The organism is Pseudomonas sp. QTF5 (assembly GCF_000512695.2).
Classification (GTDB): Bacteria; Pseudomonadota; Gammaproteobacteria; order Pseudomonadales; family Pseudomonadaceae; genus Aquipseudomonas.
Map to the genome: position 1 here is coordinate 124,273 of NZ_AZRW02000013.1, position 14,088 is coordinate 138,360.

12 protein-coding genes and 2 pseudogenes are annotated in these 14,088 nt (G+C 57.9%); 8 read left to right on the plus strand and 6 right to left on the minus strand.

The features are described from left to right. Positions 1 to 113 precede the first annotated feature (113 nt). Entirely contained in the window at positions 114 to 1,472 is a 1,359-nt protein-coding gene (locus tag IC37_RS13375; protein WP_030131365.1) for a glutamine synthetase family protein, read from the minus strand. A gap of 160 nt (positions 1,473 to 1,632) precedes the next feature. Between IC37_RS13375 and IC37_RS13380 the strand changes: the two genes are divergently transcribed. After that, positions 1,633 to 2,547: a helix-turn-helix domain-containing protein gene (locus IC37_RS13380; RefSeq protein ID WP_030131364.1), complete on the plus strand. Its 915-nt coding sequence runs from the start codon at positions 1,633 to 1,635 to the stop codon at positions 2,545 to 2,547. Here IC37_RS13380 and IC37_RS13385 read toward each other — a convergent pair. From IC37_RS13385 to IC37_RS13395, 3 genes are read right to left on the minus strand one after another with little or no spacing between them, the layout of a single operon-like run. Beyond that, positions 2,541 to 3,587, minus strand: coding sequence for a DUF2955 domain-containing protein (locus IC37_RS13385; RefSeq protein WP_030131363.1), 1,047 nt, complete (start codon positions 3,585 to 3,587; stop codon positions 2,541 to 2,543). The two genes, IC37_RS13380 and IC37_RS13385, sit on opposite strands and share 7 nt — an antisense overlap. Then, positions 3,577 to 4,716, minus strand: coding sequence for an HlyD family secretion protein (locus tag IC37_RS13390; protein ID WP_030131362.1), 1,140 nt, complete (start codon positions 4,714 to 4,716; stop codon positions 3,577 to 3,579). The genes IC37_RS13385 and IC37_RS13390 overlap by 11 nt, the downstream gene beginning before the upstream one ends. Further along, on the minus strand, positions 4,713 to 6,245 hold the full coding sequence (locus IC37_RS13395; RefSeq protein ID WP_030131361.1) for an efflux transporter outer membrane subunit: 1,533 nt from the start codon (positions 6,243 to 6,245) through the stop codon (positions 4,713 to 4,715). Before IC37_RS13395 ends, IC37_RS13390 begins: the two co-directional genes overlap by 4 nt. Positions 6,246 to 6,439: 194 nt before the next feature. Here IC37_RS13395 and IC37_RS13400 point away from each other — a divergent pair, with 194 nt between their 5' ends. Beyond that, complete coding sequence (locus IC37_RS13400) at positions 6,440 to 6,964, plus strand: transporter suffix domain-containing protein (RefSeq protein ID WP_030131360.1); 525 nt, start codon at positions 6,440 to 6,442, stop codon at positions 6,962 to 6,964. Positions 6,965 to 6,971: 7 nt separating this feature from the next. Here IC37_RS13400 and IC37_RS13405 read toward each other — a convergent pair whose 3' ends face one another. Both IC37_RS13405 and IC37_RS13410 read right to left on the minus strand, forming a co-directional pair. Further along, the gene (locus IC37_RS13405; RefSeq protein ID WP_030131359.1) at positions 6,972 to 7,604 is read right to left on the minus strand and encodes a response regulator transcription factor; all 633 of its coding nucleotides are present in this window, start codon (positions 7,602 to 7,604) and stop codon (positions 6,972 to 6,974) included. Between the two features lie 33 nt (positions 7,605 to 7,637). Further along, positions 7,638 to 8,999, minus strand: a complete 1,362-nt coding sequence (locus tag IC37_RS13410; protein ID WP_030131358.1) for a cache domain-containing protein — start codon at positions 8,997 to 8,999, stop codon at positions 7,638 to 7,640. A 385-nt stretch (positions 9,000 to 9,384) separates the two neighbouring features. Here IC37_RS13410 and IC37_RS30525 point away from each other — a divergent pair. The 6 genes and pseudogenes from IC37_RS30525 to IC37_RS13435 form a co-directional block, all read left to right on the plus strand. After that, positions 9,385 to 9,959, plus strand: a pseudogene (locus IC37_RS30525) (carbon starvation CstA family protein); the annotation flags it as partial. 1 nt (position 9,960) lies between these two features. After that, positions 9,961 to 11,371, plus strand: a pseudogene (locus IC37_RS13415) (carbon starvation CstA family protein); the annotation flags it as partial. A 15-nt stretch (positions 11,372 to 11,386) separates the two neighbouring features. Beyond that, a complete protein-coding gene (locus IC37_RS13420; RefSeq protein WP_008069978.1) occupies positions 11,387 to 11,584 on the plus strand; it encodes a YbdD/YjiX family protein in 198 nt (65 codons plus the stop codon). A gap of 259 nt (positions 11,585 to 11,843) precedes the next feature. Further along, positions 11,844 to 12,368, plus strand: a complete 525-nt coding sequence (locus IC37_RS13425; RefSeq protein WP_030131356.1) for a cupin domain-containing protein — start codon at positions 11,844 to 11,846, stop codon at positions 12,366 to 12,368. Positions 12,369 to 12,589: 221 nt separating this feature from the next. Then, the gene (locus tag IC37_RS13430) at positions 12,590 to 13,843 is read left to right on the plus strand and encodes a site-specific integrase (RefSeq protein WP_030131355.1); all 1,254 of its coding nucleotides are present in this window, start codon (positions 12,590 to 12,592) and stop codon (positions 13,841 to 13,843) included. Between the two features lie 11 nt (positions 13,844 to 13,854). Next, positions 13,855 to 14,043, plus strand: coding sequence for a hypothetical protein (locus IC37_RS13435; protein WP_177409395.1), 189 nt, complete (start codon positions 13,855 to 13,857; stop codon positions 14,041 to 14,043). The last annotated feature ends 45 nt before the right edge of the window (positions 14,044 to 14,088 follow it).

A 14,088-nucleotide genomic window follows, 5' to 3' on the forward strand; every position in this document is an offset into this window, starting at 1 on the left:
TCGTTCCCACGCTCCGCGTGGGAATGCCTCAAGGGACGCTCCGCGTTCCAATGGGGCGCAGAGCGTCCCGGGCTGCATTCCCACGCGGAGCGTGGGAACGATCATCAGGGGGGTTAGACGCTGAGCAGCAGGAACTCCCGCTCCCAGGAGCTGATCACGCGCTTGAAGTTTTCGTGTTCGGCACGTTTGACCGCGACGTAACCCCGCACGAATTTGCTCCCCAGATAGCGCTCGATGGTTTCGCACTCTTCCATGCGCGTCAGGGCGTCCTCGATGGTAATTGGCAGGCGCAGATTGCGCCGTTCGTAGGCGCGGCCCTGCACCGCAGCGCTCGGCTCGACCTTTTCGACCATCCCCAGATAACCGCACAGCAGACTCGCGGCGATCGCCAGATAAGGGTTGGCGTCGGCGCCCGGCAAGCGGTTTTCCACGCGCATGGCGTCCGGGGTAGAGGTGGGTACGCGCAGGCCGACGGTGCGGTTTTCTTCGCCCCATTCGACGTTGACCGGTGCCGAGGTATCGGGCAAGAAGCGGCGGAACGAATTGACGTTGGGCGCGAACATCGGCAGCACTTTGGGGATGTACTTTTGCAAGCCGCCGATGTGGTGCAGGAACAGCTCGCTCATCTGCCCGTCGGCATCGGCGAAAATCGGCTGGCCAGTAGCGATGTCCACCACGCTTTGATGGATATGCATGGCACTGCCAGGTTCGTCACCGATGGGTTTGGCCATGAAGGTCGCGGTGACGTTGTGCTTGAGTGCCGCTTCGCGCAGGGTGCGTTTGAACACAGTGATCTGGTCCGCCAGGTCCAGCGCATCGCCGTGACGGAAGTTGATTTCCATCTGCGCCGGGCCGTCTTCGTGGATCAGTGTGTCGAGGTCCAGGCCCTGGAGTTCGCACCAGTCGTAAACGTCTTCGAACAGTGGATCGAACTCGTTGGCGGCGTCGATGGAAAACGACTGACGACCGCTTTCCGCACGGCCCGAACGTCCCAGCGGTGCCTTGAGGGGCAAGTCCGGGTCTTCGCAGCGTTGGGTCAGGTAGAACTCCATTTCCGGCGCGACAATCGGCTGCCAGCCTTTGTCGGTGTAAAGCTGCAGCACTTTTTTCAGCACGTTGCGTGGCGACAGTTCGATGGGATTGCCGAACTTGTCGAACGTGTCGTGGATCACGATGGCGGTTGGCTCGATGGCCCATGGAATGACGTAAACCGCATCGGAAACGGGCTTGCAGACCATGTCGATGTCGGCCGGGTCGAGCAAGTCGTAGTAGATGTCGTCGTCGACAAAGTCCCCGGTTACCGTTTGCAACAGCACACTTTCCGGCAGGCGCATGCCTCGCTCATGCAGGAACTTGTTGGTGGGTGCAATCTTGCCGCGAGCAATGCCGGTCAAGTCGCTGACCACACACTCGACCTCGGTAATCTTGTGATCTTTCAGCCACGTGAGCAGCTGATCGAAAGGGACATTCATAAAGACCTCGTTGTTGGTTTTATTGACGCCGGGGAAAGCGGCTTCATCCACCGAACACTTCCCCTGTGGCGCGTTGACGACTATCTTGGGTGAGCCTTGCCGTTCCATCTATCCACTTTAAGCAGTACAAAGCGCACCAAAAGAGTGCGTAAGGCGCCCCATGACAGCGTGCAATCCGTTACAGGTTCAAGCCTTCAACACCGCCGACGTGGCCGAGCAAATCCGCGCCACACCGGGTTGGGTGCAGCATTATCAGCAGATGTCCCCGGGGCATTTCGCCGGGCGGGTGCGCTATCTGGACTTGCAAGGCGTAGAGATTTACGAGGAACAGATGAACACCCGCGTCGAGCAGAATTTCAGTGCCCCGGAAGGTGCGCTGGCGTTCTGTTTCGATCGCAACGACAACGCGCTGTACGTGTTGAATGGTGAAAGCCGCAACATCTGGATCACCCCGGAGAACTACCAGGAAATCGCCGTGGTGTTCGGTCCGGAATTCGTTCAGCGGCATGGCCTGGACGTGGCGCGGCTGGAAGGCTTGTTCATGTCGCCGCTCAATTCCGGGCAGAACGCCCTGTTCAGCCGCTGGTTGAGCGGAACGTTGACGCGGCTGACGCAGACGCTGGATCCGCCGAGCAAAGAAGCGTTGACCCAGCAACTATTAGAGGACTGTTTGTACATCCTCGATAACGCCTGCGTGTGCCTTGATCGCGCTGGCTTGCAGCGCCGGGCGGACGAGCGAACGATCATGAAGCGCGTCGCCGAATGGGCCGCCGATACACCGGAAGAAACCCTTAATTTGCTGGAGCTGTCCCAGGTGGCCGGGGTTTCGCTGCGTCAGTTGCAGCATGCGTTCAAGGCGTATACCGCAATGACCCCCACGCATTGGTTGCGCTTGCGTCGGCTCAACAGCGCGCGTCGTGAATTGCTCAGGCGAACGGCCGGGGAAACGACGGTCGCACAAGTGGCGATGGATTGGTCGTTCTGGCATTTAGGGCGATTTTCCAGCAGCTATCGAGCCTTGTTCCAGGAACTTCCCAGCCAAACGCTCGCCCGCCAACACAGTGAGTGTCAGTGATCGGGTTGACTGACGCCTGGATGACGTTGCCGTTGATCGAGTAGATAAACCATCAGGCAGGCATAGAGCGTGAGGGCGATAAACAATCCTATGCGCACGGCAAAAGCGGTATAGACGTCCTTCCCGGCGAGGCTGTCCTGAACCGACTGGCCCAGCAGAATGATCAGCGTGATCAGGGTGTTGAGCCAGAACCCCGGGGTTTGTCGGGTCGGGCTCAGGGCATAGAGCTTGCGTGCCAACAGCAAGCCGAACAGGAGCATCCACAAAAAGAACATCCACAGGTGCACAAACAGGCTGAGCGCGCACCAGAACACAACGGCCAACAGCCCGCCCATGAAGGTCGAACCGAGCAGTTCATGAGCAGCGTTGCGCGCCGTTGTCGTCGAACTCTGCTGGCCAAGACTGACCGCTTTCAAAATGATCGGCAGATAGGTCGGGTCGATCAACGCCAGCAGAAACGCGGGTAACACGATCAGGGTGGCACGTAGCGCGATCCTGCTCACCTCTTGCGCCGGTAGAGCGGCGGCCGCGGGTGGGGAGGGTGCATTGGGCGGGTCGGGAAACAGCCAGTGACTGAACGCCAAGACGATGACGACAAGGATCAAACCCTTGACCAAGGCACCGATGACCATCAATGCCAGATCGAACTCGGCGACGCCGGCCGAGGAAATCATGGTCAGACCAATGATCAGAAAGGTCATGATCAATGTGTTACCGCCACGCAGCCCAAAGCCAAAGGCCAGGAACAGACTGACACCGATCAGCAGCACGCCACTGAAGGGGTAGTAACGCAGGACAGGGATCAGCAACAAGCCGATGCCGGTGGTCAGCATGGCGACCAGCGCAAGTATCAGTCCGGCCCTGAAGGGCAGAGGCCGATTGAGCGTGGCCAACAGCAACACGGCGAGCACCGGTGCGAGAAACGGGATCGGCAACCCCAGGCCGAAGCTGATGGCCAGGCACAGCGCCGTGCCTGTGGCCAGACGCAGCGCGCGCTGAACCCGGGGCGAGCGCTTAGTAGGCACGCCCTTAATAGGCATAGCTCAGCCAGCTCATTAGTCCCACAAACAGACGCCCAAGCAGGTTCAGCGGATTGCCTTGGGTAGGGAACGCCATGACTTCAGCCTGCCCACCGGCACGGATGGCGCGACTGTCGAACAGCGTTTTCCTTGAGTCCTCCGAAAACTCGATAATCACCGGAAAACGCTGGGCCGGACGCAGCCAATCGCGGCTGTTCTGCACACTGGGCAGGCTGCCGGGTGCAGTGGGCTGACCGACGCTGATACCGTAGCCGACACTGCGCACACGGCCCTCGAAAACCTTCCCCGGCAGAGCATCCAGAACGATCGAAACAGGGGTGTCGACCTCGACCAGACCGAGGTTGTTTTCGGTCATGTCCGCGCTGATCCATACATCGTGGATGGCGATCAGGGTCATGACCGGGCTACCGGCAGTGGCGAACTGTCCGACATCGGTGCGCAGATCGGTGATCAGTCCCGCCGAACGTGCGCGAATCTGCGTGTTGGACAAGTCCAGCTCAGCTTTTGACAACGCCGTGGCGGCGCTACGCAACAGCGCGTTGTCGTCCTCGCTACCACCTTCCTGTTCCCGTGCTCGCTGGACTTCGGCACGGGCCGCGGCGACCTGGCTGACGGCCTGTTCACGGCTGGCCCGAGAGACTTCGAGCAGGCGCACGGAAATGGTGCCAGGGTCTTCGCGGTACAAGCCTTCAAGCCGCTGATTGTCCTGCCGCGCCTTGAGTTCATTGGCCTGGGCGGCGCGCAAATTGGCTTGAGCCGAAGCAATGCCGGCAGTGCTGGCACCGATCTGGCGGCGTGTCGATTCGAGGTCCGCGCGCGCGCGGTCGACGGCAATCTGGTACGGCTGCGGGTCCACCTCGAAAAGGAGTTCGCCGGCCTTGACGTCTTGATTGTTGCGCACGCTCACACGGGTCACGCGGCCGGCCACTTCGGCGGCCACCGGAATGACAAAGGCGCCCACCCGAGCCTGTTGCGTATAAGGCGTGAAACGGTCAGCCAACAAGTACCAGGCCAGGCTCAGGACGATCAGCAGCATCACCCATTTGATGCCCTTTTTTGCAGGATCGGCGGCAGGCTCGGGTGCCTTGGGGGAGGGCGCCTCAGTAACGGGCGGCGAGGGTTCAGTCATCGGCTTTGACCTTCTGGCACGGGATAGGAGGCTTGCGAAGGGACCGGCTCATTCAGCAGGTTGCCCCAGTCGGTGCGTTGTTCCATTTGCTGGCGAGTATTTTGATCGACTGTCGGCTGGGCGCTATACCACCCGCCGCCAAGGGCTTTGTACAGCGCGATCAGGTTGCTCACGGCATTGCTGCGGCTGAGCAGGTAATTGTCCTGCTGTTCGAGCAATGCGCGTTGAGCATCCAGCACGCGCTGGAAGTCCGAGTAACCTTCCCGGTATTGGGTGCTGGCCAGGCTTAACGAACGTTTGGCCGCGACCTGTGCTTCACCCAGGATGCGTTCGCGCTCCAGTGATTTGATCAGACTGCTGGCGGCATCATCGGCTTCCCGTGCGGCCTGGCGGACTTTGTCGCGATAAACCTCTATCAACTGCTGCAACCGCGCATCCTGCACGCGCACGTTGTTGCTGATCTGGCCGTGGTCAAACAGGTTCCAGCGCAAACTGGGGCCACCGATCAGGTCCAGGCTGTTGGAGGTGCCGCTCAACGTGTCGGTCGTCCAGACGATGCTGCCCAGCAAGGTCAGCGACGGATAGAAGTCGGTTTGCGCCACACCGATCAGTGCCGACTGGGCGGCGACATTAAGCTCGGCGGCGCGCACGTCCGGTCGACGCAACAACAGGCTGGCCGGCACGTCTTGCAGGACTGCTCGGTCCACCAGCGGGATCAGCCCCTCGTTCTCGAGCAATTGGGGCAGGGCACTGGGCGGCCGTCCGATCAGCACGGCCAATGCGTTGCGGGTGCGTAGCACTTGCGCCTCAAGATCCGGAATGCTGCTCAAGGTGCCCAGGTATTGGGTCTTGGCTTGTTGCAAGTCGAGTTCGGCGCTCTGGCCACTGTTGAACAGTTTTTCGGTGATCTCAAAGTTGCGCTTTTGCTGCTCGGCGTTTTCTCGGGCGACGCGTAAACGCGCTTCGGTGGTGCGCAACGAAAAATAAGTGTCGGCCACCTGAGCACGCAGCAGTACGAGTGCATCTTCATAGTTGGCTTGAGCCGCGAAATAACTGGCATCGGACGACTCGATGGCTCGACTGAAACGCCCCCAGAAGTCCAGTTCCCAACCGACGTCAAAGCCCGCGCTGTGTTGCCAGAAGTGGCTGTCTTGCGGGTTGTTGCCTCCGGATTGCTGGCGGTTGAAGTACAGACTGTCGGCGCTGGCCTGTTGCAGTTGTGGGTAGCGCCCGCTTTGCGCAATACCCAACCGGGCACGGGCTTCCATGACGCGCAGGCCGGCAATTTTCAGGTCTGAATTGTGCGCATCCGATTCGGCGATCAGGGCGTCGAGGACCGGGTCGGCGAACACTTGCCACCACTGGCGAAGGTCGGGATTCAGGCTTCGTTGGCTGGCCTGCCCAAGCGCAGGGCTGCTCCAGAGTTTTGTCCAGGCTTCGCCGGGGGGCTGAAAATCCGGCCCCAGACGGACACAGCCGCCAAGGCCAAGGGCGACCAGCAGAAGCAGCCGACCCGAGCGCGTCAGCATCGGTGCACTGATAGTAGATCTTGGGAAAACGTCATCCGAACATCCCTAGCATTGAAATGGCGTTGGTTACCGGTTCGCTTAGGTTAGTACAGCTCGGACAAATACAAGGTCATGTTGAATGAGCATGGGATCGACCAACTGCTACGCTTCTGAAGATCTATTAATCCCGGCCCAAAAAGAAGGTTAAGAAGACCATGAGCAACCCTCAGGATGACAATGCACCTAGTTCCGCTGGTTGGCGCTTCAAACTGGGCATCGTGATTATCTGTTTGATGCTGGGATCCTGGCTGATGGTGCCTCTCGCTGCCGCAGCGGATGTGCCAGGCTCAAAGATCGCGGCACTGACAGGCGTTTTGTTTATCAGTAACAAGATTCTGTTGATTCTCGCCATTGCAATTATGGGCAAAGCCGGCTTTCAGCAACTCAAGCGCAGCATGTTTGGTTACGTCTCCACGCTTGCGCCAGCGTCAGACGTGGAAGTAGGCCCGGCTCGCCATAGAATTGGTCTTGTGATGTTTTGCCTGCCGCTGATCTCGGCATTTCTCGAACCTTACATAGACACTATTTGGCCGGGACTGAGACCGAACCTCTGGCAGCTCCAGGCGCTGGGCGATGCCATGTTGATCGGCAGCTTTTTCGTGCTGGGCGGGAATTTCTGGGACAAGGTACGTGCATTGTTTATTCGCACGGCACGTGTCGTTAATACGAGCGCGGTGTAAACCGCCTCTAGCGCGAAATGATCCCGTGATCGATCGCGTACTTTACGAGGGCGGCGGGTTTGTCGATGTTGAGCTTGCGACGGATGCTCAGGCGATGGGTTTCTACCGTCCGGACACTGATGTCCAGTTCGCGAGCCATTTCCTTGTTGTTCAGCCCCTGAGCCATCTTGTACAGCACTTGGCTTTCGCGCGGAGTCAGCTCGTTGTCGGTACTTTTATCGGCAATGAGCCGTTGCGCGATTTCGGCACTGTAGAACGTCCCGCCACTGACAATGGCTTCGATCGCCGCAATGATTTCCCGGGAAGGCGCGTTCTTCAGCACATAGCCGCTGGCACCCGAGCGAACGGATTCACTCACGTATTCATAATTGTCGTACATGCTCAGCACCAGCACCTTGAGCGCTGGGTACTGGCTGCGTAACAACCGGGTCAGCTCGAGGCCGTTGATGTCCTTCAGGCTGATGTCGACCAGCAACAGATCCGGCTGGCAGCGCCCGACCATCTCAATGGCATCGACGCCATTCTCGGCTTCTCCCACCACTTCCAGCTGCGCCATGACCGCCAGCAGCGATTTGATTCCGTCGCGGACCAGGGAGTGATCGTCGACCAGGGCGACGCGGATCGGGTAGGGCAGGTTCATCGCAGGCATTCACTCTAATTGTTATGGGGTGAGTCAGCGTTCGGTACCGGGCAGTTTCATCGGCAGCAGCACGTCCAGCTCACTTCTTCCCGGCATCGATGTCAGGTCGAATCGACCGCCAAAATGCTCGACACGCTCACGGATGTTGCGCAGGCCAATGCCAGCGTGACGACGTTCGACCTGGGTAACGTTGAAACCGATACCGTCATCGACCACCGTCAACCGTACGGACTTTTCAGAACCGTGCAGGGTAATGATGACGTTTTTTGCTTGTGCGTGGCGTTCGATATTGGTCAGGCCTTCTTGCACGATGCGAAACAAGGAGACAGCGGCGCCATCGACCAGGTGACAGTCGAATTCGTTATCGTTGAAGGTCACGACAAGACCACTGCGTTGCTCGAATTCTGCGGCGAGTTGACCGATCGCCGCCGGCAGACCGAGGGTATCGAGCAGCGACGAGCGCAGGTCGTGAGAGAGGCTGCGAACTTCGCCAATCGCGTCCCCCAGACGCTCCGTGGCGTCTCTTAAGATACTCAATCCCTTGTCTTGCCCATTCTCCAACACATGGCTGGCCAGTTCGAACTGAAACTTGATAGACACCAGTAGCTGGCTGATGCCGTCGTGCAGCTCTCGGGAAACCCGTGACCGTTCTTCCTCCTGCAGGCTGACAATGCGTTGGGTCAGGCGCTGGAGTTTTTTGTCGGCCAGGCGATGTTCGCTGACATTTAGCGTCATGCCGCTGGCGAAGACAAACAGCACCGCCACGAGGGCCACCGCCGCAATCGCCAGCATGGTTTTGCGGATGCCCTGAGCCACCTCGGCACGCGCTTGCTGGGTGGCGCGTTCAACGTCTTCAAGGTAGATGCCGGTGCCAAGCATCCAGCCCCAACGGTCCAGCATCACCACGTAGGCGAGCTTGTCGGTCACTTGGCCGGAAGAAGGTTTGTTCCAGGCGTAACGTTGAAAGCCTTCGCCGGATTGCGCACTTTTGAGCAACGCCTGGATCACTGGCAAGCCGTGAGGGTCCGTCATGTCCCACAGGTATTGGCCCACCAGCTCTGACTGGCGCGCGTGCATCAGACTGCGACCCTCGCGGTCGTAGACGAAGAAATAGCCATTGATGCCAAAGCTGAGCTTGCGCAGTTCTTCGAGCACTTGTTGCTGCGCGCGCGCGTCACCCCGGCCGTTGTCGTACAGCGGCGCGATCAGGCTCTGGGCCATTTCAACGTAGTTTTTCAGTTCTGCGCGCTTGCTGGCCAGAATGCTGTCTTCGATCAGTTGTGCCTGTTGATCCCCCAGTTGGCGGTTCAGGGAAATCACCAGCGCGCAGATGACCGCGATCGCCAACACCAGCGGCAGAATCCCGAGCGCGACGATTTTGTGTTTGAGCTGCATCTCTACTCCTGGCCAGACCGAGGGAAGGCGAAGGCCCGGCATCATATGCCAAAGATACGCGCCTCCAGTAGCGGTGCGAGACGGAATGACCTGCGGCCGTGATGAAACGCAAAAACCTGTGGGAGCGGGCTTGCTCGCGAATGCAATCTGTCATTCAACATCTATGTCGTCTGATATACCGCCTTCGCGAGCAAGCCCGCTCCCACAGGTATTGCATTTCAACTGAAAGATCAGCGGTGTCTACGTAGAACTACGTAGACGCCACGTACGTAGTAACGCGGATTTATTTGTCGACAGCATGGGCGGATATTGGGCCCGCTCCGCACAGCGGACACAATTATAAAAATTACCGCCGCAGCCACTGGCTGTCGGCAGGAGACACGCTATGCCCCGTCTGGCTAAACACCTCGCCTGGTTTGCCGTGGCTGTCCTGGGAGCGTTTGCGCTAAGTGTCGTGGCCCTGCGCCGCGGCGAAGCCATCAACGCCCTCTGGATCGTAGTCGCAGCAGTCGCTATCTATCTTGTCGCATACCGCTATTACAGCCTGTTCATCGCCACCAAGGTGATGCAGCTTGATCCCAATCGAGCCACTCCCGCCGTACTCAACAACGATGGTCTGGACTATGTGCCGACCAACAAACACGTGCTTTTCGGTCACCACTTCGCAGCCATCGCTGGTGCGGGGCCGCTGGTCGGCCCGGTGTTGGCGGCGCAAATGGGCTACCTGCCCGGTACGCTCTGGCTGATTGCCGGGGTGGTGCTGGCTGGTGCGGTTCAGGACTTCATGGTCCTGTTCATGTCTACCCGCCGCAACGGCCGTTCCCTGGGCGACATGGTCCGTGAAGAAATGGGCCGCATCCCCGGGACCATCGCGCTATTTGGCTGCTTCCTGATCATGATCATCATCCTCGCGGTGCTGGCGCTGATCGTGGTCAAGGCCCTGGCCGAAAGCCCGTGGGGNCCGCATTGGTGAAATCTCGGTGATCGGCGTGGCGTTGCTGTTGGGTTCGATCTGGCTGGGCGGGCAGATTGCCGCTGATCCGGTCTGGGCCAAAGCCTTTACCTTCACTGGAATCCAGATCACCTGGATGCTGATCGGTTACGGTTTCGTGGCGGCCGTGTTGCCGGTATGGCTGATTCTGGCGCCGCGTGACTACCTGTCCACCTTCCTTAAAATCGGCACCATCGTTGCGCTGGCGATCGGCATCCTGATCACCATGCCCGACCTGAAAATGCCGGCATTGACCCAGTTCATCGACGGCACCGGACCGGTATGGAAAGGTGGGTTGTTCCCGTTCCTGTTTATCACCATTGCCTGTGGCGCGGTGTCGGGTTTTCACGCACTGATTGCTTCCGGCACCACGCCGAAGTTGCTTGCCAATGAAGGCCATGCCCGTTACATCGGTTACGGCGGCATGCTGATGGAATCCTTCGTGGCGATCATGGCAATGGTTGCCGCTTCGGTAATCGAGCCAGGCGTGTACTTCGCCATGAACAGCCCCGCAGCCCTTGTAGGCTCCGATGCTGTTTCGGTGGCGCAGACGGTCAGCAGTTGGGGTTTTGCAATTACCCCAGAAGCGCTACAAACAGTGGCCAAGGACATCGGTGAAACCACCATCCTGGCCCGTGCCGGTGGTGCGCCGACCCTGGCAGTCGGTATCGCGCAGATCCTGCACCAACTTCTGCCGGGTGAAAACACCATGGCGTTCTGGTACCACTTCGCGATCCTGTTCGAAGCGTTGTTCATTCTGACTGCGGTGGATGCCGGTACCCGTGCCGGACGTTTCATGCTGCAGGACTTGCTCGGCTCCTTCGTGCCGGCGCTCAAACGCACCGAGTCCTGGACCGCCAACCTGATCGCCACGGCCGGTTGCGTGGCGATGTGGGGTTACCTGTTGTACCAAGGCGTGATCGATCCGCTGGGTGGCATCAACACCTTGTGGCCACTGTTCGGCATCTCCAACCAGATGCTGGCCGGAATCGCGCTGATGCTGGCAACCGTTGTGTTGATCAAAATGAAGCGCCAACGCTACGTCTGGGTGACCATGCTGCCAGCGGTGTGGCTGCTGATCTGCACCACCACCGCAGGCTTCATCAAACTGTTCGACGCCAACCCGGCCATCGGCTTCCTGGCGCTGGCGAAGAAGTACAGCGATGCGTTGGCCAACGGTCAGGTCCTGGCGCCGGCCAAGAGCATCGAGCAGATGCAGCATGTGATCTACAACGCTTACACCAATGCAACGCTGACCGTGCTGTTTTTGCTGGTGGTGTTCAGCATCCTGTTCTTTGCACTCAAGGTCGGCATTGCCGCCTGGGGCACCAAGGAACGTACGGATAAAGAAGCGCCATTCCAGGCTCTGCCGGATGCTTGATGGAGGAGGGTGCCCATGTTCAATGACCTGAGTCGCCTTGGTAAATACCTCGGTCAGGCTGCACGCTTGATGGTTGGTATGCCTGACTACGACACTTACGTTGAGCACATGCAAACCAAACATCCGGACAAACCGCTGATGAGTTACGAGGTGTTCTTTCGGGAACGTCAGGAGGCTCGTTACGGCAGCAAGGCGGGACCGAAGTGCTGTTGATGCGTAACATCTAAGCAGTATTCTGCTTAAGGAGCCCGGCCTGCCGGTGATAGTGATCTTCGAGATGCTATCGTCGGGCAGGCCGGGCTTTTTTTGTACTTTCCAGGCGTATCGCATAGACCTTGAACAGCTTTTTGCGTGTCCTGTATTGCGCGAAGCGTCGTAGCGAGATAAAACGACTAAACAACCATTTAGCATAGTTATAATCTATCGAGTAGATTTGTATGATAGCTACAGTGTTTTAAGGAGGGCAATCCACATGACCAACAGTGAGCTCGACATTCAAATTCCCGACGCTGAAGCAGTGATCGCTGCATTGGCTCTGGAGCCTCACATGGAAGGCGGTTTCTACCGAAGAACTTTTCAATCCGATCACCACGCTATAGTCGAGATCAATGGCGGTCAACGTCACTTGATGACTTCAATTTATTACTTGCTGACCAAGGATTCGCCGATCGGTCATTTCCACCTGAATCAATCGGACATCGTTCATTACTACCATTTGGGAAACCCGATTCAGTACAGCCTGATTTTTCCAGACGGCACGTTGAATACTGTGGTGATGGGCAGCGACGTTATCGCCGGGCAATGTTTGCAGCTGCATGTACCTGGTGGTGTCTGGAAAGCTTCGCAGCTTATGGATGGTTTAGCGGAATACGGTTTGATCAGTGAAGCGGTTTCACCAGGGTTTGATTTTGCAGATATGGAGATGGGCTGTCGGCAGAAGCTCAGTGAGCAGTTTCCTGAGCATTCAGAGCTGTTTGGAAAGCTGACGCAAGGATGAAGGGTTTAGGTGAATCGAGGGCTGCAAAATCTGCGTGTAACCGGGCTAATCTGGAAACACTTTGTTACGTGTAATGTATATTATGTTAAACGAGGTGCTATGTTAGAAATGTTCATGAGCCTCGTAAGGTACTGATTCGACAAACCCGCTTCTGCCGTCCACTCTCTCAAAGGGCCATGTGCTTCATGTTCATGGCAAGTCTTTGAATGAGGTGGCAGTCGGTGAAGCTGATTCAGTGCCGTTTCTCTTCAGGTCAGCGTGTACCGCTGCTCGTGCAAGCTGGTGATGCCGCGCCGTTGCCCATACTCATCCCGTTCATCTACGTTCAACTCAAGCTCAGGCACCGCGCTTACAACACTGCTGCGGCGCACCTGCGGGCAATCCAGGCTTTCTACACCTATGCCAAAAGTAGAGATCTGGATATTGATAACGCTATCTTGGCCTGCCACTTTGAGGCGATTCTGGCTTTACTGGACGGTTACGCCACCTGGCTTCAGAGCGGCCGGCAAGCCGATAATCTGATCGCCCGAATCGGCACAGCTCAAACGGCAGCTTTTCCGAAGATCAATCCGCGAACCCGTGACCAGTACCTGCGGTTGCTGAAGCAGTATCTGTCCTGGTGCGTCACCCGTTACATTCCGCGCGCCCGCCAGAACTCAACCACCCTGGCTAACATCGAGGTCGTATTTGCAGATGTCGCCGACGTCATTGAGCGGCGCTTTGAGAGCCATATCATCAATGCTCAGCCAGACCGCACTCGTTACCGAAGCCTGACAGATACTCAACTCCAGATCATTCGCACACTGATTCACCCGGGCAACGCAGAGAATCCGTTTCCGGAACGACTGCAGTTACGCAATTGGCTAATGATTGAATTGCTGCTGGAGACTGGTATCCGTCGCGGAGAGCTACTGAAGCTCTACACCACGGATATCAATCAGGGTTCTCAGCATGCCTATGTCAGCATCAATGATCGTGAGCATGATCCAGGCGACCCGCGCGCCGAAGAGCCTGCGCTGAAAACACATGGCCGTACTGTGGGGGTCTCTGCGCAATTGTATGGGGTCTATGAGCGCTATATCCAAGGCGAACGACGTCCGCTGCGTAACGGCAAACCGATGAAGCTGCCCTTTCGGTATTTGTTCATTTCCGACAGAGGGCGGCCGCTGTCGATTCGCGCGCTGTCCAGCGTCCTCGATCGTCTGTTTTTAACGATCGAACTGGCTCATCCTGGAGTTTTTCCTACACTCTCAGCGCATGACTTTCGTCACACCTTTGCTGACCGCTTCCTGGCCTATCTCCTCGAAACGCGCGGCTATGATTTAGAACGTGCGATGGATGAACTTCGTCGGATATGTGGCTGGTCAGACACCTCAACGATGCCACGTCGTTACGCGAGTCGCTATCTGGCCGATTCGGCCAATATTCACAACGCTCAGCGGGCCACGGCCGCCTGGAGTCGAGTTAAAAGTTGAGGAGGTCTGCCATGGCCAAATACACCGACAAACAGTACGAATCACCCTCCTCTTCTTCACCTGTCTATGTGTTCAACGGGCCTCCCCTAATCGCTATTCGTACCCGCACCAATGACCAGCCCAAATACGTAGACACCCGATTGAGTATCTGGACGTGGTATGACGGCGGCGTCGCAATGAAACGGCGTTTTTCAAGGTAGTTGTCGCGTCAACCGTCCAGCTATGCCGCTCTTTTCTCGTCCTGG

Excerpts from the sequence above, each read along its gene's own strand:
- IC37_RS13420 (WP_008069978.1), top strand. The coding sequence starts at position 11,387 with ATGTTCAATGACCTGAGTCGCCTTGGTAAATACCTCGGTCAGGCTGCA.
- IC37_RS13410 (WP_030131358.1), bottom strand. The coding sequence starts at position 8,999 with ATGCAGCTCAAACACAAAATCGTCGCGCTCGGGATTCTGCCGCTGGTG.
- IC37_RS13400 (WP_030131360.1), top strand. The coding sequence starts at position 6,440 with ATGAGCAACCCTCAGGATGACAATGCACCTAGTTCCGCTGGTTGGCGC.
- IC37_RS13390 (WP_030131362.1), bottom strand. The coding sequence starts at position 4,716 with ATGACTGAACCCTCGCCGCCCGTTACTGAGGCGCCCTCCCCCAAGGCA.
- IC37_RS13385 (WP_030131363.1), bottom strand. The coding sequence starts at position 3,587 with ATGCCTATTAAGGGCGTGCCTACTAAGCGCTCGCCCCGGGTTCAGCGC.
- IC37_RS13375 (WP_030131365.1), bottom strand. The coding sequence starts at position 1,472 with ATGAATGTCCCTTTCGATCAGCTGCTCACGTGGCTGAAAGATCACAAG.
- IC37_RS13380 (WP_030131364.1), top strand. The coding sequence starts at position 1,633 with ATGACAGCGTGCAATCCGTTACAGGTTCAAGCCTTCAACACCGCCGAC.
- IC37_RS13405 (WP_030131359.1), bottom strand. The coding sequence starts at position 7,604 with ATGAACCTGCCCTACCCGATCCGCGTCGCCCTGGTCGACGATCACTCC.
- IC37_RS13425 (WP_030131356.1), top strand. The coding sequence starts at position 11,844 with ATGACCAACAGTGAGCTCGACATTCAAATTCCCGACGCTGAAGCAGTG.
- IC37_RS13435 (WP_177409395.1), top strand. The coding sequence starts at position 13,855 with ATGGCCAAATACACCGACAAACAGTACGAATCACCCTCCTCTTCTTCA.
- IC37_RS13395 (WP_030131361.1), bottom strand. The coding sequence starts at position 6,245 with ATGCTGACGCGCTCGGGTCGGCTGCTTCTGCTGGTCGCCCTTGGCCTT.